The 19698-nt window shown below is 55.6% G+C and carries 19 protein-coding genes and 2 pseudogenes; 3 read left to right on the top strand and 18 right to left on the bottom strand.

Translation table 11 applies throughout. The features are described from left to right. Positions 1-41: 41 nt before the first annotated feature. From V6582_RS00930 to V6582_RS00885, 10 genes and pseudogenes are all read right to left on the bottom strand, one after another. On the bottom strand, positions 42-1508 hold the full coding sequence (locus V6582_RS00930; protein WP_156632024.1) for a benzaldehyde dehydrogenase: 1467 nt from the start codon (positions 1506-1508) through the stop codon (positions 42-44). 96 nt (positions 1509-1604) lie between these two features. Further along, a pseudogene (locus V6582_RS00925) lies at positions 1605-1886 on the bottom strand (alpha/beta fold hydrolase); the annotation flags it as partial. A 55-nt stretch (positions 1887-1941) separates the two neighbouring features. Further along, positions 1942-3273 carry an MFS transporter gene (locus V6582_RS00920; RefSeq protein WP_156632023.1) on the bottom strand — a complete coding sequence of 444 codons (1332 nt, stop codon included), beginning with the start codon at positions 3271-3273 and terminating at the stop codon, positions 1942-1944. Between the two features lie 41 nt (positions 3274-3314). Next, entirely contained in the window at positions 3315-4103 is a 789-nt protein-coding gene (gene benD / locus V6582_RS00915; protein WP_156632022.1) for a benzoate diol dehydrogenase BenD, read from the bottom strand. Then, positions 4100-5122, bottom strand: a complete 1023-nt coding sequence (gene benC / locus V6582_RS00910) for a benzoate 1,2-dioxygenase electron transfer component BenC (protein WP_156632021.1) — start codon at positions 5120-5122, stop codon at positions 4100-4102. Before benC ends, benD begins: the two co-directional genes overlap by 4 nt. Before the next feature lie 40 nt (positions 5123-5162). Further along, positions 5163-5651: a benzoate 1,2-dioxygenase small subunit gene (benB, locus tag V6582_RS00905; protein WP_156632020.1), complete on the bottom strand. Its 489-nt coding sequence runs from the start codon at positions 5649-5651 to the stop codon at positions 5163-5165. Then, complete coding sequence (locus V6582_RS00900) at positions 5648-7006, bottom strand: Rieske 2Fe-2S domain-containing protein (protein ID WP_156632019.1); 1359 nt, start codon at positions 7004-7006, stop codon at positions 5648-5650. Before V6582_RS00900 ends, benB begins: the two co-directional genes overlap by 4 nt. A 135-nt stretch (positions 7007-7141) precedes the next feature. Continuing rightward, entirely contained in the window at positions 7142-8080 is a 939-nt protein-coding gene (catA, locus tag V6582_RS00895; RefSeq protein WP_156632018.1) for a catechol 1,2-dioxygenase, read from the bottom strand. A 66-nt stretch (positions 8081-8146) separates the two neighbouring features. Further along, positions 8147-8437 (bottom strand): muconolactone Delta-isomerase, encoded by a 291-nt coding sequence (gene catC / locus V6582_RS00890; protein ID WP_156632017.1) that lies wholly within the window; start codon positions 8435-8437, stop codon positions 8147-8149. Between the two features lie 10 nt (positions 8438-8447). Further along, positions 8448-9629: a muconate/chloromuconate family cycloisomerase gene (locus tag V6582_RS00885; protein WP_156632135.1), complete on the bottom strand. Its 1182-nt coding sequence runs from the start codon at positions 9627-9629 to the stop codon at positions 8448-8450. Between the two features lie 163 nt (positions 9630-9792). On the opposite strand from V6582_RS00885, the gene V6582_RS00880 reads away from it, so the two are divergent. After that, complete coding sequence (locus V6582_RS00880) at positions 9793-10731, top strand: LysR substrate-binding domain-containing protein (protein ID WP_156632016.1); 939 nt, start codon at positions 9793-9795, stop codon at positions 10729-10731. 67 nt (positions 10732-10798) lie between these two features. On the opposite strand, the pseudogene V6582_RS00875 reads toward V6582_RS00880, so the two are convergent. The 6 genes and pseudogenes from V6582_RS00875 to V6582_RS00850 form a co-directional block, all read right to left on the bottom strand. Further along, positions 10799-10967, bottom strand: a pseudogene (locus tag V6582_RS00875) (ATP-binding protein); the annotation flags it as partial. A gap of 127 nt (positions 10968-11094) precedes the next feature. Beyond that, on the bottom strand, positions 11095-12078 hold the full coding sequence (locus V6582_RS00870) for an ABC transporter ATP-binding protein (RefSeq protein ID WP_156632015.1): 984 nt from the start codon (positions 12076-12078) through the stop codon (positions 11095-11097). Further along, the gene (locus V6582_RS00865) at positions 12075-13043 is read right to left on the bottom strand and encodes an oligopeptide/dipeptide ABC transporter ATP-binding protein (RefSeq protein ID WP_156632014.1); all 969 of its coding nucleotides are present in this window, start codon (positions 13041-13043) and stop codon (positions 12075-12077) included. Before V6582_RS00865 ends, V6582_RS00870 begins: the two co-directional genes overlap by 4 nt. Position 13044: 1 nt before the next feature. Further along, positions 13045-13971: an ABC transporter permease subunit gene (locus V6582_RS00860; RefSeq protein WP_197434390.1), complete on the bottom strand. Its 927-nt coding sequence runs from the start codon at positions 13969-13971 to the stop codon at positions 13045-13047. Positions 13972-13975: 4 nt separating this feature from the next. Beyond that, complete coding sequence (gene oppB, locus V6582_RS00855) at positions 13976-14899, bottom strand: oligopeptide ABC transporter permease OppB (protein WP_156632013.1); 924 nt, start codon at positions 14897-14899, stop codon at positions 13976-13978. Between the two features lie 114 nt (positions 14900-15013). Next, positions 15014-16627 carry a peptide ABC transporter substrate-binding protein gene (locus V6582_RS00850; RefSeq protein WP_197434389.1) on the bottom strand — a complete coding sequence of 538 codons (1614 nt, stop codon included), beginning with the start codon at positions 16625-16627 and terminating at the stop codon, positions 15014-15016. A gap of 414 nt (positions 16628-17041) precedes the next feature. On the opposite strand from V6582_RS00850, the gene V6582_RS00845 reads away from it, so the two are divergent. Next, on the top strand, positions 17042-17635 hold the full coding sequence (locus tag V6582_RS00845) for a TetR/AcrR family transcriptional regulator (RefSeq protein WP_234889685.1): 594 nt from the start codon (positions 17042-17044) through the stop codon (positions 17633-17635). A gap of 150 nt (positions 17636-17785) precedes the next feature. Here the strand turns inward: V6582_RS00845 and V6582_RS00840 are convergent, their stop codons facing one another. Both V6582_RS00840 and V6582_RS00835 read right to left on the bottom strand, forming a co-directional pair. Continuing rightward, complete coding sequence (locus V6582_RS00840) at positions 17786-18841, bottom strand: hypothetical protein (protein WP_156632010.1); 1056 nt, start codon at positions 18839-18841, stop codon at positions 17786-17788. Between the two features lie 14 nt (positions 18842-18855). After that, positions 18856-19374 (bottom strand): AfsR/SARP family transcriptional regulator, encoded by a 519-nt coding sequence (locus V6582_RS00835; RefSeq protein ID WP_156632009.1) that lies wholly within the window; start codon positions 19372-19374, stop codon positions 18856-18858. Positions 19375-19553: 179 nt separating this feature from the next. On the opposite strand from V6582_RS00835, the gene V6582_RS00830 reads away from it, so the two are divergent. Next, complete coding sequence (locus V6582_RS00830) at positions 19554-19676, top strand: hypothetical protein (protein WP_272950784.1); 123 nt, start codon at positions 19554-19556, stop codon at positions 19674-19676. Positions 19677-19698: the final 22 nt, after the last annotated feature.

Below are 19698 nucleotides of genomic sequence, written 5' to 3'. Positions count from 1 at the left end.
ATGTGAAAATCCGGGGCAACAAACAGATAATCCATGAACTTTCAGAGCGGGTAGGCGGGTGCATCGGCCTTGATTGTCACCCACTGCCACTGCGTGAATTCCTCCCAATTTGCCGGACCGCCAATGCTGGTTCCATTGCCGGATGCACCAACACCGCCGAAGGGATTGATCACTTCGTCATTCACCGTTGCATCATTAATGTGGAGCAAGCCGACATTGAGCCGCTCGCCAATGGCCAATGCACGGCCGATGGAGCGGGACACAATGGCACCCGACAGGCCGTAATCGGTATCATTGGCGAGAGCGATGGCGTCCTCGTCTTTTTCAAAAACAGTTACCACGGCGACCGGGCCAAAAATTTCCTCGTGGAAGGCAGGATTGTCGGGATTAACGCCTGAGAGCACCGTCGGCTGGAAAAACAACCCGTCATGGCCGCCACCGGTAACGATTTTGGCTCCCCCGGCCACGGCGGCCTCGACAGCTCGGGCTGCATGATCCAGCTGCGCCTGATTGATGAGGGGGCCAAGCGCCACCTGGCCGCTGGCTGGATCACCTGACGTCAAAGTCCCTGCATGTTCTGCCAGCCTGCGGGTGAACTCCTGCGCAATCCCGGCCTGCACCAAAATACGGCCTGCCGACATGCAGATCTGGCCATGATGCAGATAGGTGCTCCAGACAGCATTTTTGACAGCAAGATCAAGATCGGCGTCGTCCAGTACAATGAAAGAATTCTTTCCGCCCAACTCAAGTGAGACTTTCTTGAGATTGCGGCCAGCGGCTTCACCCACTCTGCGGCCCGCCGCAGTGGAGCCAGTAAACTGGATCATGCCTATGTCTGGAGCATCACACAGCGCTGCCCCCGCTTCACCATCGCCGGGCAGGACCGACAATATGCCCGCGGGCAGACCTGCCTCTTCAAAAAGTCGCGCGACGACATGACCGCCACAAATGGCCGTGCGTGGATCTGGCTTGAGCACAACGCCATTGCCGACGGCAATGGCAGGCGCAATCGCGCGCATGGCAAGGTAAAGCGGGAAATTGAAAGGCGAAATGACCCCGATAACACCAATTGCCCGGCGGCGCGCAAGATTGAGGCGTCCGGGCTGCGTTGGCAGCACTTGCCCCGCCGCTTGAGAGGGCATGGCCGAGGCTTCAAACAGTGCTTTTATTGTCAGGGCAACTTCAAAGGCTGCTTTTGGAACGGTTGAGCCAGATTCACGCACGATCCAATCAACGATCTCATCGCGATTGTTTTCTGCAATGCGCGCTGCGTTGCGCAATATCTCTGCCCGTCGCTCATAGGCTGTTGCCGCCCAGGCTGGCTGAGCCTTCCGGGCCATCGCGGCAGCGGCCGCGATGTCTTGCGCCGTTGCCATCGCAATTTTCCCCAGCGTCTTGCCGCTCGTAGGCGCGACCGTCTCCTGCACCCTGCCGAGGCTTTTCCAGCCGCCATCAAACGCGACGCCGTTCAGATGTTCGGGTTTGATGAAGGGCGTTGATGTGGTCATTGGTGTTTGCTCCTTATGGATCGATAAATGGCTTGCACGCGGGCAGGTGAGGGGAATTGATCAGGATTGCCCGAGGCGAGAAACGCGAGGACCGCTGCATTGATGGGTACGCTCGATGCCAAGCGTGCCGAGCAAGGCAATCACATCAGCGCCAAGATCGCTCAGGGCATAGGGTGGCGGTGGTGCTGCTGAAGACAATCCATGTCCGCGACGGTCATAGCGTAAAATGCAATAATACCGGGACAGGTCCTCGATCTGACGATCCCAGGCGTGGAGATCGGTTCCCAATGAGTTGCAGAAGGTAAGCCAGGGCTTATGCCCCGGCGTCCCATCAATGCGATAGTGCAGATGAAAGCCCGGTCGCTCGAAAACGGCCATAATCAGTTTTCCTTTGATTGATAACGCCGCCCCGAATAGGACACCGGGCAAATGGTCAGGCGGTTGCCAGTGTCAACGTTTTGGCTTTGCGGGCGTTGCTGGCGGCAAAGACCACCATGGCCAGAGCGGCAACTGCTGCGGGGATGGCAAAAATCAGAAAGTTTTGCTGCAAGGGCAGTTGTTGTGCCAGAAGCACGCCGCCCAGCGTTGGTCCAACAATCGCACCAATTCGGCCCACGCCCGATGCCCAGCCCAGGCCCGTCGAGCGGATGGAGAGATGATAGAGTTGCGCCACGCTGGCGTAGAGCAGGATCTGTGTGCCAATCGTCGCGGCTCCGGCCACAAACACCATGAGAAACAGCAGTGTCGAGGGCGGATTATAGCCAATCAGCGCAATGGACACCGCTGCTGCTACAAAGAAGCCAACAACAACCTTTGGCAGCCCGAAGCGATCCCCCAGCCAGCCGCCGATGATTGCGCCAGCCATGCCGCCAAAATTTAGCGAAAACAGGCTGAGAAGGCTGGCTTTTTCGGCATAGCCAGCTTCCTGCAACACTTTTGGAAGCCACGATGACAGCAAGTAGACCAGCAGCAGGCAGCAGAAAAAGGCCAGCCAAAGCATGAGCGTGCTCAGGGCGCGCTGATGGCGAAACAGCTCAGCAACCGAGGCCGGGGCTCCTTTGGTTTCGGCAAGGACCAGCGCATCGCCCTCTCCAAGGCGGGCTTGCGGATAAAGCTTGGCATAAATGCGCTTTGCTTTTTCCTGCTGACCCTGCCGAACCAGAAACCCGATTGATTCCGGCAATTGCCATAGAATGAGCGGTAGGAGCAGCAAAGGCGCGGCAGCGACGAAGAACATCGGCTGCCAACCATAGTGCGGGATCAAGCCAATGCCGAGGCCAGCCGCCACCATGCCGCCAACAGAATAGCCGGAAAACATGAGCGCCACCATGGTGCTGCGCAGACGTTTGGGGGCATATTCATTCATCAGCGCAACGGTATTGGGCATAAGACCCCCGCAGCCGAGGCCTGCAATGAAGCGAAAAACCTTGAACTGGTCGGGCGATGTGGCAAATCCGGTGAGAAGCGTGGAAATGGTGAACAGCAAAAAGCTGATCGCGATGCCCTTTTTACGGCCAATCCGGTCGGCCAATGGGCCGAAAACAAGGGCACCGAACATCATGCCAAACAGTGCCCAGGCCTGCAACGCACCCGCTTGCGGCTTGCTCAGACCCCATTCCGCAATCAATGTCGGCAGCACCGTCCCGGCCACGAACACATCATAGCCGTCAACAATCAGCAGCATTGCGCAAAGCACAACCACTGTCCATTGAAAGCCGCCAAAGGGGCTGTTGTCTATTGTTTCATTCACGTCGATCTGGCGCATCGTCACTCCTCCCAAAGTGGTTTTGGCGCAAGGCCCTTGCTTCAGCCCAAATCGCCCCCGGCGACAGGCAGCACGGTGCCGGTGATGTAGCTTGCCTCGTCCGAGGCTAAAAACAGAATGGGCGCGGCCTGCTCTTCAATTGTGCCGTACCGTTTCATGAAGCTGGATTGTTTGACCTGCCCGACAACATCCGCCATCCAGCCCTTTTCCGCCTCCGTATCACCGGCGCTGTTGCGCGGAACAATGCGGGGTGGCGCTTCTGTGCCGCCGGGTGCTGTGGCCACGACACGAACATTGTGTCCGGCCACTTCCATAGCCAGCGATTGGCTGATGGCATTGACGCCGCCCTTGGCCGCTGAATACGGCACACGGTGAATGCCACGTGTGGCATTGGACGACACGTTGACAATGGTGCCCCCGCCACGCGCAAAGAGATGCGGCAAAACCGCATGGCAGCCGTAGAGTGTTGGCATCAAGGAGCGGCGGATTTCGGCGTCAATCTGTTGCGGCTCGAATTCATGATAGGGCCGCATACGGATGGCACCGCCAACATTGTTGATCAGAATATCAATGCCGCCAAATTTTTCGGCTGCAAAATCCATAGCAGCAGCTGCACCCTCATAGGTCTCAAGATCAACCTGGATCGCTGCCGTCTCCGCATCCTGAATTTCAGCTGCAACATCTGCGATGAAATCTGCGCGATCGACAAACACGACGCGCCCGCCCTCTTGCGCCGCCCGGATGGCGACGGCGCGGCCAATGCCCTGAGCGGCACCTGTCACCACAAGAACTTTGCCATTGAAACGACCGGGAAAAGTTGCGGTGCTCATGCCGCCACCTTTGCCGCGGCATTAGGGGTGAACTTCTCATAATAGAAGCTGTTGGGCTTCACGCCCTTCTCATCGAAATAGCTGCGCACGGCATCCACCATCGGCGGCGGACCACACAGATAAACATCAACATCACCCCCATTCAAAATCTCCGGCGGCATATGCTGGGTGACCCAGCCTTTGCGCGGATGATTGGCTGTTTCTTCCGCCACCACGGTTGCATAGGTAAAGTGGGCCAATCGGGATGCATAAGCCTCAAGCGCATCCACCAGCACCAGATCAAGCGCGCGCGTAACACCATAAATCAGGTGGATTGCCTGCTTTGAATTCTCTTTTGCGAGCACATCCAGCATGGAGAGAAAGGGGGCAAGTCCGGTGCCGCCAGCCAGAAACAGCAGCGGTCTTTGCACGTCGCGCAGGTAAAAGCTGCCGAGCGGTCCTGTCATCTCCAACTGGGTGCCAGCTTGCGCCCGCTCCAGCCAATTGCTCATCAGCCCGCCGGGGATTTTCTTGATCAGAAAGCTGATCCGCTTGTCGCCAGGCAGGGAGCTGAAAGAATAGGACCGGCTTTGAGACGATCCCGGCACGGCAATATTGACATATTGACCCGGCAGGAAGGCAGGGGCCGTGTCCACGTCCAGCTCCAGCACAATGGCCGCATCATGGTGAGGTGTAACGCCTGCGACTGTTGCGGAAAATGTCTGCTGCCCGGTTTTGCACGATGCCGAGGTGCTCGGCACCGCAATCACGCAATCCGAAGTTGGCTTCATCTGGCAGGTTAGCACCAGACCGCGCTCGGCCTCATCGGCTGTCAGCGCATCGTCAATGAAATCATCGCCGAGGTCGTAAGTGCCGCTTTCGGCGCGGCATTTGCAGGTGCCGCACACGCCGTCAGAACAGTCCATCGGCAGGTTGATCTTGCTGCGATAGGCGGCATCGAGAACCTTCTCGCCACTCTTGCACTCTATGAAACGCGTGACGCCGTCCTCAAAGTTCAGTGCAATTTTATAGTCGTTCATAGAATCCTCCTCATCCCGCCCGTGGTGGCTGGACACTCCATCAAATGTGGTAAATGTCGATCACTTGCCGGATATAATCGTTCTTCAGCACGACCTTCTTGCTGGCGATCAGCAGCCCATCGCCGCTCTGTCGCAGCGTGACAAAAGTGGTGCCAAAGAACTGGTCGGTGACTTTGTAGCGATGGTTCAACGTGAGGAAATTATACCGCACGTCAATTTCACTGCCCCGATCCGCCAGGACTTCCACATTGGTGACGTTGTGACTGGTGCGCGGCTCTGGCGTGGAGGCGCTGGAACGCTCGGTCTGGATGCGAAATACCCGGTCTTCCAGCCCGTCACGGTTGGGATAGAAGATCAGCGAGATTTCCGATTGCGGATCTTCCGTGAGCTGATCGTCATCGTCCCAAGCCGGCATCCAGTAAGATGCATCCACGGCGTAGCAGGTCAGCCATTCAGCCCATTCACGATCATCAAGCAGCCGCGCTTCCCGGTAAAGAAAGGCGCAGATAGCGTCATAAGAGATGCTCATGTCACCACTCCGTTCTTTTCAGTGGACAGTGCATTGCGCATCACGCTCGCCCAATATTCATGCTGGCGCACGAACAGGCCTTCATCCTCGCTGCGCTCACCGGAAAGAAGAGGGTTCATGCCCATGCGCTTGGCATTGTCATCCGGTCCATCAATCCACAGTGGTGCGCCGCGTGACAGGTCATTCCACAGGGCGGCGGTGCCAGCATACCCTTGCTGACAGGCGCGGAACTCTTCGAGATCGTCAGCCGTGCCCATGCCGGACACATTGAAGAAATCCTCATACTGGCGGATGCGCAAAGCTCTGTCCTCTGCACTTTCGCCCTTTGGAGCAAAGCAGAAAATGCTGATCTCGGTCTTATCAACGGTGATTGGCCGTGTGACACGAATCTGTGTGCTGAACTGGTCCATCAGGAAAACATTGGGGTAGAGACAGAGATTGCGTGTCTGGTTGATGATGAAATCGGCTTTGTCTTCGCCAACCCGCGCTTTGATTTCCTCGCGGTGGTTATAAACCGGGCGAACCTCCGGGTTCATGGTTTTGGTCCACAGCAGGATATGACCGTTCTCAAAGCCGTAAACGCCCGCAATCGAGCGGCTCCAGCTGTTGGCGTCCACGGCCTTTGTGCCTTCTTCCTTGCGCCGTCCCATAGTGGCGGCATAGTTCCAGTGCACCGAGCTGACATGATAGCCATCGCAGCCGTTTTCCATCTGCAATTTCCAATTGCCATCGTAGATGTAAGAGGAATTGCCGCGCAGCACTTCCAGCCCTTCCGGGGCCTGGTCAACGATCTGGTCGATGATCACCTTGGTTTCGCCCAGATAGTCTTCCAGCGATGCCACATCCTCTTCAAGGCTGCCAAACAGAAAGCCGCGATAGCTTTGAAAACGCGGCACACGCTTGAGATCGTGCGAACCATCCTTGCCGAACTGCGCCGGATATTGGGTGGTTTTCTCGTCCTTGACCTTCAAAAGCTTGCCCGTATTGGAAAAGGTCCAGCCATGGAATGGACAGGTAAAGCTGCCCTTATTGCCATGTTTGCGACGACAGAGCATCGCACCCCGGTGGGCGCAGGCGTTGATCACGGCATGCAATTCGCCGGTCTTGTCGCGGGTGATGACAATCGGCTGGCGGCCGATATAGGCCGTGTAATAGTCGTTATTGTTTGGAATCTGGCTCTCATGGGCCAGATAGACCCAATTGCTTTCGAAGATGTGCTTCATCTCCAACTCGAACAGGTCTTCATTGGTGAAGATGTCGCGGCGGCAGCGGAAGATCCCGGCGTCCTTGTCGTCCTGCACCGCAGTGGCCAGCAGATGGTCGAGATCTCTCGCTTTGTCGATAATCGCAGACATGATTTATCTCCCAAATAGAGCGCGATAAGGCGCCGCCTTTGCATACAAGTCGGTGATGACAATTATTTTTGTTTGGTGTTTTTCTGTGGCTTCTGCCTGTGCGCTGGCGGCCCGTTGGACCGCCAGCCTTGCCGATCAGGCCGCCGCGCGCTTGCGCTGTTCGTTGATCTGGTTATCGACGCCGTCCACCAAAGACGTCAGATGAATATCGAACCTGATTTCGGCAAAGGGTCCAGACAGGCCATTGGCCTTGATGCTGGCTTCATCGGTGCGCTCGATCACCGGCGGGATCAGACCATCACGCGTTGCATAGGCAAAATCGTCGTTGACCAGCGGATCACCTTCAATGTTGATCTGGGTTGTCAGCTTGCGATGGCCGTCGGCACTGACAAACAAGTGGATATGGGCCGGGCGCTGACCATGACGGCCAAGTGCCGACAACAGCTTTTCGGTTGGACTGCCTGGAGGCACACCATATCCACTCGGCAGGATGCTCTGGAGCTTATAACAGCCCTTGCCATCGGCAATGATGGTGCGGCGCATGTTGAAATCAGCCTGTTTGCCGGTTGGGTCAAAATGCGAGTAGAAACCACGGGTGTCACAGTGCCAGACTTCAACAGTCGCGCCGGGAACCGGCTTGCCATCGGCACCATGAACGGTTCCATGCATGATCAGCAGGTGACCGTTTTCGTCAGTGCCATCATCCAGCCGTGCAAAGCCGTTGCAAACCGGCGCACCAGCCACGTAGAGCGGACCTTCGATGGTGCGCGGCGTTGGATTTTCAATGCCCAGGGCGGCATCAATGGCGTCGAGACGCTCGTCAATGAAATGGTCAAGGCCCAAACCGGGCGAGATCAGGCCAGCCTGACCGGCGGCACCAAGCTCGTTCAGCCACGCAATCCCTGTCCAATATTCATCTGGTGTGATGTTCAATTCATCAATGGCTTTGAACAAGTCGGACATGATCCGGTGAGTGATCTGTTTCATGCGGGGGCTGCCGCCGTCTTTGTCAAGGCCGCTCAGGGTCTTGAGAAAAGCCTGAATGTCGGGCCGATTAAAGATCTCTACGTTCATATTTTTATCCTCCTCTAGGACTTTTAGAAATCGAGCGCCACTCTCCTCGGCGCTGTGTTGCTGCCATCAGCTATCGTTATCGCGGATGGAAGAGGGATGCCGCAGCAGCGGCGTTACCTCGATGTCCATAAATTTAAACAGTGGCAGGCCAGACAGAATCTCGTGCAGTTCCGCATTGTCGCTCACGTCAAAAATGCTGTAATTGGCGTATTGGCCAGCAAGCCGCCAGATGTGGCGCCACTTGCCGCTGTTTTGCAGTTGCTGCGAATAGGCCTTTTCGCGTGCCAGAATGTCGGATGCTTCGGCCTGCGGCAGGTCGTGGGGCAGGTTGACGTCCATTCGTACATGAAACAGCATGTGACAATCCTTATCCGATGACGCTGATGGTTTTGCGCACGCCGTCGCGTGTAAAAAAGGCCACCCGATCGTCGTCCAGTTCAATGCCAAGGCCGGAGCCTTGGGGAACCGTGAGTTCAAAATCACTGTAATCCAGCGGTGTTGTGAGAATTTCCTCGGTCAACAGCAGCGGTCCAAACAGCTCGGTACCCCATTGCAACTGATTGAAGGTCGAAAACACATGGGCGGATGCAATGGTGCCAAAAGCCCCCTCCAGCATGGTGCCGCCGTAAAGGCCAATTCCGGCTGCATCGGCAATCGCCGCCACGCGCTGCGCATTGAAAAGACCGCCGCTTTGTTCAATTTTGACCGCAAACACGTCGGCCCCGCTGAGCTTGGCAAGCTCAAACGCGCTTTCAGGACCATGCAGTGATTCATCTGCCATCAAGGCAATGGGAAAGCGACGCACCAATCGCGCCAACGCCGCCGAGGAGGAGACCGGCTGCTCCACCAATTCACAGCCCGCATCGGCAAGGGCGGCCATGCCATAGGCAGCGTCGGTTTCGCTCCACGCCATGTTGACGTCCACACGCACCGCGCCGCGATCTCCCAATGCCCGCTTGATGGCCGCAACATGGGCAATGTCATCCCGCAACGGCTTTGCGCCGATCTTGAGTTTGAAAATCTTGTGCCGACGCAGGTCGAGCATTGTTTCAGCTTCAGCAATATCCTTGGCGGTATCGCCGGAGGCCAGCGTCCATGCGACGGGCAAGCGGCTGCGCAGCCGCCCACCCAGCAATTCGCTCACAGCCAGACCCAGCCGCTTGCCATGGGCGTCCAGCAACGCCGTTTCGACGGCACATTTGGCAAAGCGGTTTTCTTTGACCATTTTGCCGATGCGCATCATCAATGCCCTGACAGTGGTGGCATCCTGTCCCAGCATGAGAGGCTTGAAGTAAGTATCGACCGCAAGCTTCATGCTTTCGGGGCTTTCGCCGCCATAGGCCAGCCCGCCAATTGTGGTGCCTTCGCCGATGCCCACAATGCCGTCACTGCAATAGATTTTGACCAGCATCAGGGTCTGGCCGTTCATGGTCGCCACCGACAGCTTGTGCGGCCGGATGGTCGGAAGATCGACAAGCAAGGTCTCAACCCGCTCAACAACGGGCAAAGCGACTGTTTTCGAGGCAAGGGGTGTAAAGGTCGTGTTCATGGCGTGACGGTAAGCGCAGCCACAAAAGACGTCCAATATCATTACTATCGCCTATCATACCTATTTCGTATAGTAGGGGAAAAATTGTCTGCGTATAGGCACTTGCCGCACCGCAACCTATCTTCCATGATAGGTATTTTTGAAAACAAGGAGGGCCGACACGATGGATCTACGCCAACTCCGCTACTTCGTCGCGGTCGCGCAGGAGCGCAATTTCACACGGGCAGCCCAGATTCTGCATATCGCGCAGCCACCGTTAAGCCGCCAGATTCAATTGTTGGAAGAACAGCTCGGCGTGCCACTGATCATCCGTAAAAGCCGCCCGGTGCGGCTGACGGAGGCCGGTCGGCTATTTTACGAACAATCCCTGCAAATTTTGGGGCGGGTGGAACAGATGCAGGCGGCAACCCGCAGGGTCGGGCTGAGCCAGAACAGCGTTCTGTCCATCGGCTTTGTGGCTTCGACCCTTTACGGCGGCCTGCCGTCGCTGGTGCGAAAACTGCGTGAACACGCGCCAGAACTGGATATTCAATTGCTGGAACTCGTCTCGGTCCAACAGATTCCGGCGCTGAAAGAAGGTCGCATCGACATTGGCTTTGGTCGCGTCCGTCATAGTGATCCGAATGTCGTGGGCCTGTTGCTTCGGGAAGAGCGCCTGGTGGCGGCCATTCCGAAAGGTACACCGCTTGCCCGGGATATATCGCCCCTCTCTGTTGCCGCCCTGAATGATTGCAGGATTATTGTTTACCCCAAGGAGCCTCGCCCCGGTTATGCAGATCAGGTGCTGGGTCTGTTACAGAGCCACGATGCGCGCCCGGCCGAAGTGCAGGAAGTCCGGGAGATCCAGACGGCTCTGGGTTTGGTTGCCGCCGAAGCTGGCATTTGCATTATTCCGGCCTCCGCACGGCAAATGCGCTCGGACGTGCATTACCGATTGCTGGATGGAAAGGGCGTGACCTCACCGGTGATTATGAATCATCGCATTGGCGACAATTCGCATTACATTGATCTTGTGAAACAGTTGATTCAGGAGATGTATGCGGAACAACCACCTTGGCTGGATCTCGAACACAATCTCTTGCATCCAGAATTTCAATCGTAGATTGTGTCTTGGATTATCTATAGCGCAGCGGCTATGGACGCGGGTGTTTGTCTTTTCGGCTGTGGCTCTAAGAGCGGCTCTTAAAGCGCCATGATTGATTTCCGGTGCCTTCAATCTCGCTATGGTTGGTGAGGCTGCTCGAGCAGAGCGGCGGCCATCTTGGCATCGGCGAACACGACCGGCCATTCGCCGAAGGCCAGGTTGGTCGTGACGATAGAGTCTGTCTGGTTCAATTTGAACCTGACAGACTCTACAGCGCCGTGCGTTTTATAAAACGCACGGCGCTGTAACACTTTAAATCTGTCGCGAATCTTCCAGTTTGCAGTTAACTGGCATCACCCGTTTCACAAAGGCATCCTGACCCTAAACCGTTCCCGGAAAATGGCAGGCCACCGCATGGCCGCCACCTTGCAAGGCGGGTACCTCCGCAGCACATCGCGCTTGCGCGCGGGGACAGCGGGTGCGAAACACGCAGCCGGAAGGGGGAGACATCGGGCTTGGCAATTCCCCTTCCAGCGGGATCACGATTTTTTCGCGCTCCAGTTTGGGGTCTGGAATGGGAATCGCCGAGAGCAGCGCCTGCGTATAGGGGTGTTGCGGATTGGCATAGAGCGTATCGCGATCGGCAATCTCGACCGTGCGGCCCAGATACATCACCATCACCCGCGTTGAGATGTGTTTGACCACGCTGAGATCATGGGCAATGAAAATCAGCGCCAGCCCCAGATTTTTCTGCAAATCCATCAACAGGTTGATGACCTGCGCCTGAATCGACACATCCAGCGCTGATACCGGCTCATCGCAGATGATCAGCTTTGGCTCGACAATCAAGGCGCGGGCAATGCCGATGCGCTGACACTGGCCGCCGGAAAACTCGTGCGGATAACGATTGATCAGGCTGGGCAGCAGGCCCACCTGATCCATGGCCGCTTGCACCCGTGCCTTGATCTCCTTGGAGGACAGGCCGTGGTGATGGGTGATCAGCGTTTCAGCAATGATCTGGCCCACTGTCATGCGCGGATTGAGGCTGGCGAGAGGATCTTGAAAGATCATCTGGATATCGGCGCGATGTTTCAACATGTCTCGCGGCGACAGGCGCAAGAGATCGGTATTGCCCTGCCATATCACACTGCCCTTCGCATCCAGCATGCGGATGATGGCGCGGGCAAGGGTGGATTTTCCGCTGCCGGATTCGCCCACAATGCCCAGCGTTTCGCCAGCCCGCAGCTCAAAATTCACGCCATTGACGGCATGCAGGGTACGTGGCTTTTGCCATGGCAACCCGCCAGTTTTGCGCTCAAAGGTCACATGCAGGTTCTCGGCCTTGAGAAGGGGGGTGGTGCTCATACCAGTTCCTCCACAGGACGTGTGCACGCGCGGGCGCGATCTGGCGCGAAATTTTTAAGCGGACGCGGCGCAACGTTGCAATCGGCAATCACATAATCGCAGCGGGGTGCAAACGGACAGCCGCTCGGCATGTTCATCATATTGGGCGGCACACCGGGAATGGTGCGCAGCCGCTCATCCTCGCGATCCACCCGGGGAATGGCCCGCAACAAGCCTTGGGTATAGGGGTGCGATGGCGATGCAAACAGCGCCTCTGCCGGTCCTGTTTCCATCACCCGGCCACCGTAAAGCACCAAAACCCGCTCGCACGAGCCTGCCACCACGCCGAGATCGTGGGTGACCAAAATCATCGCCATGCCAAATTCGGCCTGTAAATCCCGCAATAGCCGCATGATCTGGGCTTGTACCGTCACATCAAGGGCGGTGGTCGGCTCATCGGCAATCAACAGATCGGGGCGACAGAGCAGTGCCATGGCAATCATTACCCGCTGGCGCATACCACCGGAGAATTCATGCGGATACAGCCGGATGCGGGATTTGGCATCGGGAATTTTCACCGCATCCAGCATGCGGGTGCATTCCACCATGGCATCGCGTTTCGACATGCCCTTTTGATAGATCAGCACCTCAACCATCTGATCCGAGATGCGCATATAGGGGTTGAGCGATGTCATCGGGTCTTGAAACACCATGGCAATGCGCGCACCGCGAATGGGGTTGAGTTTGGCGGGTGGCGCATTGAGAATTTCCTGACCGTCAAACAGCACAGAGCCGGAGGCCCGGCCATTGCGCGCCAAAAGGCCCATGATGGCAAAGGAGGCCTGACTTTTGCCAGAGCCGCTCTCGCCAACAATGCCAAGCGTTTCACCCCGGTTGAGCGTGAGGTTCAGGCCTTGTACGGCCTGAACTTGGCCGTCTGGCGTATCAAAACCCACAGAAAGATCGGTAATCTTCAGCAAAGTCATATCAGCGATCCTTCGGGTCCAGCGCGTCGCGCAAACCGTCTCCAACGAAATAGAAGGAAAACAGCGTGATGACGAAGAAAAACAGCGGTGCCGCCAGTTGCCACAAAGTGCCATGGGTCATGCTGCCAGCCCCTTCGGAAATCATCGCACCCCAACTGGTCAGCGGCTCTTGAATGCCAAGGCCAAGGAAGCTGATAAAGCTCTCTGTCATGATCATGATCGGAACCAGCAAGGTGGCATAGACCGTGACCACACCCATCAGATTGGGCAGAATGTGCCGCAGAATGATCTTGATGGACGATACGCCCGTGGCCTGTGCGGCCTCGATATATTCCTTTGATTTGATGCTCAAGGTTTGGCCGCGCACAATGCGGCTCATATCCAGCCACGACATCAGCCCGATGCCCACGAACAAAATGGTGGTGGAGCGGCCAAACATCACCAGCAGCAGGATCAGCACAAACATGTAGGGGATGGCCATCAGAATATCGACAGTGCGCATCATGATGCTATCGACAATGCCGCCCGCGTAGCCGGAAATCGCACCATACAGCGTGCCAACCACCACGGCAATCAGGCTGCCGATTAGCGCCACTGACATGGACACCTGCGTGGCCTGCACCGTGCGGGCAAACAGATCGCGGCCAAGATCGTCGGTGCCAAAATAGTGGCCGTTTTCAAACGATGGCCGACCCAGATCCACCACCTGTCCCATCACCGAAAAATCCAGCTCATCATTCGACCAATGGGCGAGGAAGGAGCCGAAAACGGCGAAAAGGGCGACAAGACAGAGACCGATCAGGCCCGCAATTGCGGCCTTGTTGCGCATGAAGCGTCGTCTTGCATCGGCCCAGGGCGAGCGGCCTTTGACTGTTTCGTCACTCAATCGTGTCGCAAGCTTTTCCAGCTGCGCTCTATCAACCATCATCGCATCAGTACCGGATTTTCGGATCAATCCACGCATAGAGAAGATCGACCACAAGGTTGAACAGAATTGTCAGGCCACCGATGAGAATGGTAATGCCCATCATCACGGCATAGTCACGGTTCAGCGCCGCATCGACGAAAAACTTGCCAATGCCGCCGGTGGAAAAATACATGTCCACCACCACCGATCCGGTGATCATGCTGACAAAGGCAGGCCCGAGATAGGAAATCACTGGCAACAGAGCCGGAATAAGCGCGTGGCGAAAAATCACCACCCGCGCTGGCAAGCCCTTGGCGCGTGCGGTCCGGATATGATTGGCAGTCAGCACTTCCAGCATGGACGAGCGAGTGAGCCGTGAGATGGAGGCAATGAACAACACGGAGAGTGAAATCACTGGCATGATCAGATAGGGCCATTGCCCACCCTCCCAACCGCCGCCCGGCAACCAGCCAAGCCAAAGGGTGAAGACCAGCACCAGAATGGGGGCCAGCACAAAGCTTGGCAGCACATGGGTACCAATGGCCACGCCCACGGCCAGATAATCCAGCCAGCTATTGTGCCAGACCGCCGCACAGATGCCCAGCGCGCCGCCAATCAATACAGCCACCACAAAGGAGATGCAGCCATAGGTTAGGGTAACGGGAAAGCCTTGCGCGATGATCTCATTGACCGTGCGATCCTTATAAATAAAGGACGGCCCGAAATCGAAATGGGCAATAACACCCCAGACATAAGTGACAAGCTGCCGCCACAGCGGCGCATCAAGACCATACTTGGCGTTGAGATTGGCCAGAATTTCCGGCGCTAGCGCCTTCTCTGTTGTGAATGGCCCGCCGGGTGCCGCCTTCATCAGCAGGAAGGACGCAATAATCAAAATCAGCAGCGTCGGTATGGCAACAGCCAGACGCCTTAACACGTAAACAAACATTCTGGATCGCCCCGGTAAGAGGGGCAGCACGGGTTGTGCTGCCCGCTATAGCATCGGACCGAAAAGTGGATACCGGTTTTCGGAAACACCCGATGCGACGACAAAAAACGAGCATTATTTGGCTACGCGGTACATGTCCTTGGCGTACCAGTTGCCCATTACGCTTTTTTCAGGAAAGCCCCGAACATCCGGTTTCAGCATCATCACGTTGGTATATTGATAGATTGGCGTGTGTGGAGCATCTTGCGCCAGAATTTCCTCTGCCTTGGTATAGAGAGGCTGTGGATCGGCGGCGGTTTTGCTCTCTTGCATTAGCTTGTCATAGGCTGGGTTGGAATATTTGCCATAGTTGTTGCCGGAGTTCGATGTGAACATATCCAGATAGGTGGACGCTTCGTTATAGTCACCGCACCAGGCATAGCGGCCAACTTCAAAGTCCTGATGATTCATTTTATCGGTCAGAACCTTCCATTCCATATTGGTCAGGGTGAGGTTGACACCAACCTTTTTCCAGAACTGTGAAACGGCAATGGCAATCTTCTTGTGGCCTTCATCGGTGTTGTAGCTCAGGGTCAGATTGAGCGGATGTTCCGGACTGTAGCCTGCTTCTTTCAGAAGTGCGACGGCTTTGTCGTCACGTTCCTTTTGCGTCATGTGTGCTGCCGGAATTTCCGGCATCTTGAAGCCCGCGGTTGCCCAGTGAACCCAATTGTAAGCCGGTTTCTGGTCCCCCTGCAAAATGTTATCAACAATCACATCGCGGTTGATGGCGTAGGACAGAGCTTGCCGCACGCGGACATCCTTCAGTGCTGCCGGACCCTTGTCGGAGACGTTGAAAAGATAAGTATAGGTGCAGGAATTTGGTGTGGATTTGGCTTGATCCGGATATTCCTTTTTCATGCGCGGATACTGACCAGTCGGAATACCGACTTCATCAAGTTCGCCAGCAAGATAGCGGGTCATAGCCTGATTTCCATCATTGATAATCAGAGCCGTGACCGTGTCCAGAATGGTGTTGGCATTGTTCCAATAGTTCGGATTGCGCTTCATCACCAGTTTTTCGCCGGGAACATGCTCAGCCAGCACATAGGCACCGTTGCCCACCAGATTGCCGGGCTTGGTCCAATCATCACCGAGCTTGTCGATGACCGATTTCTTGACCGGAGCCGTCGAAGCATTCACGGTCATCTTCACGAAATAAGGAATCGGTGCGATGAGTTTGACCTGAAATGTATGGTCATCCAAGGCTTTTACGCCCAGATCTTGCGGCGGTTTCTTGCCGGCAATGATTTCGGTTGTGTTTTCCACCTGCATCATTTCGAGGTAGGATGCATATTCAGAAGCAGTCTTTGGATCTGCAAGCCGTTGCCAGGCGTAAACAAAATCACCTGCGGTCACGGGCGTACCATCGGACCATTTCGCTTCGGGACGCAGATGAAATGTATAGAGCATTTTATCGCTGGAGACGTCATAGCTTGCTGCCGCGCCGGGCACCAGATTGCCCTGCGTATCCTCATTCATCAACGTTTCGAACAGGTTTCTAATAACTGCGGAGCCACTGGTGTCTGCATTCAGCTGCGGGTCCAGCGTTTTGAAAGAATCCAGTTCACGATATGTATAAGTCTGGCTTTGTGCCAGTTTTTCGCCATTCTTCGTGCCGTTTTCAGCATAGGAAAGACCAGTGAATGAAAAGGCAAGACAAGTTGTCAGTAAAAGAATTTTTCTCAATTTTATTCCCCTTTTTTGATTTTCGGCGAAGGAAAGGCAAAAGCGAATTTTATGCATTTGCCATTTACACGCTAGTTTTCAATCATGTTATATTGCGTTCAGCGCGAATCCTTCATGTATTTGAACGATTGGGTTGCGGGATATTTTTGCACCATGTATGAAAGCGAGGTTCAGCGTAAGTTGTACTATCGCCGCATGTATTTCTCCTGAATGTCTTTCCATTCACGACAGAGAGAGGCCGTTCATGTAATCCGAATGATTATCCGGTTTTTTCCTTTGCGCAAGACGGATATTTATCCGATCTATTGATGGCAGGCGATTGATGATGGGGGCAGCGGCATGGGTATGGTAACGAATTCCGGCACCAAACGGAGACCGGTTCAGGCAAGATCGCAAAAAATGAAGACGGCGATCATGGAATCGACCCACGCCGTGATGCGTGAACAAGGTGTGCGTGCCGTGACCACCAATGCCGTTGCCGCGTATTCTGGTATCAAGGTCGGCTCGATTTATGACTATTTCCCCAACAAGGAAGCCATTATTGCCGAAATTTACGAGGAAAAGCTGGCCCAGGTGCGGACTTTTCTGGAAGCTGGATCGGAGAAAGTCCAGGCTGATGGCTGGCAGGCGCAATTGGCAACGCTGATCCGCGAGACATGGGTTTATCAACTCTCCATCGGGCTGGACCGCACCATTGTTGATGCCGCTTATTATTATGAGACCCTGTTTCCCATTGCCCAACAGCATGCAAGGCTGATTGCGTCGAACTATGCACGGCTGTTGCGTCGTCTTGGCTCAACATGGCCGCAGGAACAGCTTTTTGATCTCGGCATTAGTCTTTACACCCTCGTCAATGCCAATTGGAGTTATTGGCGATTGACAGGTACGGATGATCAAATTGCGATTGAGCGACAGATTGTGTTGACGATCAAACTGATCACGCCGACCCTGACCGGGTCGGAAAGACCTCCTGGCACTACGCTGGAAGATCGCGCTGACGCGACGTAGCAATGGATCACCCTACAGGGGTCAGAGTCCTGTCGAGATAACCCGACTGCATAATTCCTTAAATCGGATTGAAAAGGCGGACGTCAATCCTTGCCGCCAACCGCCGCACAGGCGACAACGCTACCCCTGCTGCGGCGAGGGCTGCGATGACTAGCCGGCAATGGCTTCGATCAGCCGAAGCCTTCGCATGGTGGTGACCGGATAATCGTTGTCGAGAAAGCGGCTCGGCACGAAGTCAGGCTCGAACTGCTGCAATCGGGAGACGGCACGTTCCATTTGTTTGATCATGTTCATTTGTTTATACAGCGCGACCAAATACCTTAGAGGCGCTCGAAATGCAGGACGCAGAATAAGCGCTGCTTCTGCGTGGCCTATGGCTGTTGCATATTCGCCCAACGCGGCGGCGGACATACAGCAAAAGAATTCGACAAAAGCCCTGTGCTCGCCTCCGCCTGTTAATGCAAGTGCGCTTAAAGCCGATCCTCGGCTATCCCTCAGCTTGTCGAGAACCAGTTCCGTATTGGATAAAATCGCCAAGTTGACTGCGTTCAGCGGATCGAGGCTGACAGCGCGTTCAGCAAGCCGCAACGAACCACGGCTTGAACCGCCTCCAAGATATTCGAGATGGGCCCCGATGCCCAGGATGCTGGCGCTACCAGCGTTCGCGCGCAGCGCTTCCTGCACCAGTTCCGCTGACGTTATCTTGTCGTCCAGGAATGCGGTGCTGCAATGCTGGAACTGAGCCATGTTGCGCAGGAATGCCCGCCATGCCAGATATTGCGGGCGCGGATCGCGATCATAAGCATAGCGCAGATTTACGTCTGCATCTCTTAAACTTTGCCGATCAAATCGGAAGATCAAGGCCCGCGCATGATTGGCGAGCATGGCTCCCGAATGGGAGATTCCAAGCTGATCCTTCCGCTCGCGCAACGTCGAAAGAATGGCTTGGACAAGAATCCCGGATTCGTGATGCAGCAACTCTGTGTGTGATGCCGATATTTGAGTGGTTCGCGACCAATAGAGCTGTCCAGTCCCTGCATGGCTGATGGCAATAGCCACATGGCTGTCTCGACCTAAAGTTACAGTCCGCACTGCGACAGTGAGGCCCTTGACAGGCAGGGGAGGGAGCGTGCCGCCGATGGCAGCGTGACGGGGGAAGATTTCAAAATCGTCTAAATCGCGGAGCGCCGCCGTGGTCAGCGTCATCAGCCGACTTGATGTCAATTCACTCGCAAGCTGGTTATCGGATAGGAACTGGAAAAAATTGCGGGCTTGGGGGAGGTATGACTGCGTAGGACATGGGGCGGACTGATCCGCGCCTTGTGCGCAAGAGACGCTCGTAAGTTCCGGATCCAGTCTTCGAACTCAGTGTCACGAATGTCGAGGTCGGCAAATGCGTCCTGCTCATTATTCCAGTCACCAGAGGTGGGCATGAGCTGGTATTTTATCTTAAAGCGGGTGGGATCGAGTGTCACCTTTTCCCGATCCGCTTGCAATACGGTGTGATAGGGGCCAAACGCCCGTCGTATGTCGACGAGCGTCTGGCGAAGGCTATCCGATCCTCTCTTGGAATCCCGGTCGCTCCAAAGTTTGTCCCGCAGCCAGGTCCGGTTGCGCGAATAGCCTTGTGACATGGCAAGTAATGCCAAGATACCGCGTGCCTTCGATCCTCTCGGGCTGCGGTCGCACCCATGAGAGTCGACAATCAGAAAGCGGCCAAAGATGTTTAACGACAACATGCGCACCTCCTGAAGACGGGATATATTTAGATTATAAGATTATGTCAGCGAAGGAAAAGCTTGCCGGTCGGATCGGTTCCAAATTTTTCAGTACCGGGGGCAGTAACGTCAACAGGCGCCACGGTGATTGTGTTGCCGGGTTTGAAGGGGTAGGGCGGGACATCCGAGGTGGATGCGGCATGATCAGGGAAATCGGTCTTCACCCAATTGGACACCTCGATTTACCGGTCGCAGTTGGCAAGATGGTGCCGTGGATGTATTTCCGCGATGAACTCGCGCGGATGATCGCCCATTTTTTGTGATGATTGCCGCATCTGCGGCATG

The sequence above is a fragment of the Agrobacterium vitis genome, from assembly GCF_037039395.1.
Classification (GTDB): Bacteria; Pseudomonadota; Alphaproteobacteria; order Rhizobiales; family Rhizobiaceae; genus Allorhizobium; species Allorhizobium vitis_E.
Note: the sequence above shows the minus strand (reverse complement) of the source record. Positions and strands in the feature narration are given on the sequence as shown.

Bases quoted from the DNA above. Each gene is read 5' to 3' on its own strand.
- V6582_RS00930 (WP_156632024.1), bottom strand. From the start codon at position 1,508: ATGACCACATCAACGCCCTTCATCAAACCCGAACATCTGAACGGCGTC.
- V6582_RS00920 (WP_156632023.1), bottom strand. From the start codon at position 3,273: ATGCGCCAGATCGACGTGAATGAAACAATAGACAACAGCCCCTTTGGC.
- benD (WP_156632022.1), bottom strand. From the start codon at position 4,103: ATGAGCACCGCAACTTTTCCCGGTCGTTTCAATGGCAAAGTTCTTGTG.
- benC (WP_156632021.1), bottom strand. From the start codon at position 5,122: ATGAACGACTATAAAATTGCACTGAACTTTGAGGACGGCGTCACGCGT.
- benB (WP_156632020.1), bottom strand. From the start codon at position 5,651: ATGAGCATCTCTTATGACGCTATCTGCGCCTTTCTTTACCGGGAAGCG.
- V6582_RS00900 (WP_156632019.1), bottom strand. From the start codon at position 7,006: ATGTCTGCGATTATCGACAAAGCGAGAGATCTCGACCATCTGCTGGCC.
- catA (WP_156632018.1), bottom strand. From the start codon at position 8,080: ATGAACGTAGAGATCTTTAATCGGCCCGACATTCAGGCTTTTCTCAAG.
- catC (WP_156632017.1), bottom strand. From the start codon at position 8,437: ATGCTGTTTCATGTACGAATGGACGTCAACCTGCCCCACGACCTGCCG.
- V6582_RS00885 (WP_156632135.1), bottom strand. From the start codon at position 9,629: ATGAACACGACCTTTACACCCCTTGCCTCGAAAACAGTCGCTTTGCCC.
- V6582_RS00880 (WP_156632016.1), top strand. From the start codon at position 9,793: ATGGATCTACGCCAACTCCGCTACTTCGTCGCGGTCGCGCAGGAGCGC.
- V6582_RS00870 (WP_156632015.1), bottom strand. From the start codon at position 12,078: ATGAGCACCACCCCCCTTCTCAAGGCCGAGAACCTGCATGTGACCTTT.
- V6582_RS00865 (WP_156632014.1), bottom strand. From the start codon at position 13,043: ATGACTTTGCTGAAGATTACCGATCTTTCTGTGGGTTTTGATACGCCA.
- V6582_RS00860 (WP_197434390.1), bottom strand. From the start codon at position 13,971: ATGATGGTTGATAGAGCGCAGCTGGAAAAGCTTGCGACACGATTGAGT.
- oppB (WP_156632013.1), bottom strand. From the start codon at position 14,899: ATGTTTGTTTACGTGTTAAGGCGTCTGGCTGTTGCCATACCGACGCTG.
- V6582_RS00845 (WP_234889685.1), top strand. From the start codon at position 17,042: ATGGAATCGACCCACGCCGTGATGCGTGAACAAGGTGTGCGTGCCGTG.
- V6582_RS00840 (WP_156632010.1), bottom strand. From the start codon at position 18,841: ATGACGCTGACCACGGCGGCGCTCCGCGATTTAGACGATTTTGAAATC.
- V6582_RS00835 (WP_156632009.1), bottom strand. From the start codon at position 19,374: ATGTTGTCGTTAAACATCTTTGGCCGCTTTCTGATTGTCGACTCTCAT.
- V6582_RS00830 (WP_272950784.1), top strand. From the start codon at position 19,554: ATGATCAGGGAAATCGGTCTTCACCCAATTGGACACCTCGATTTACCG.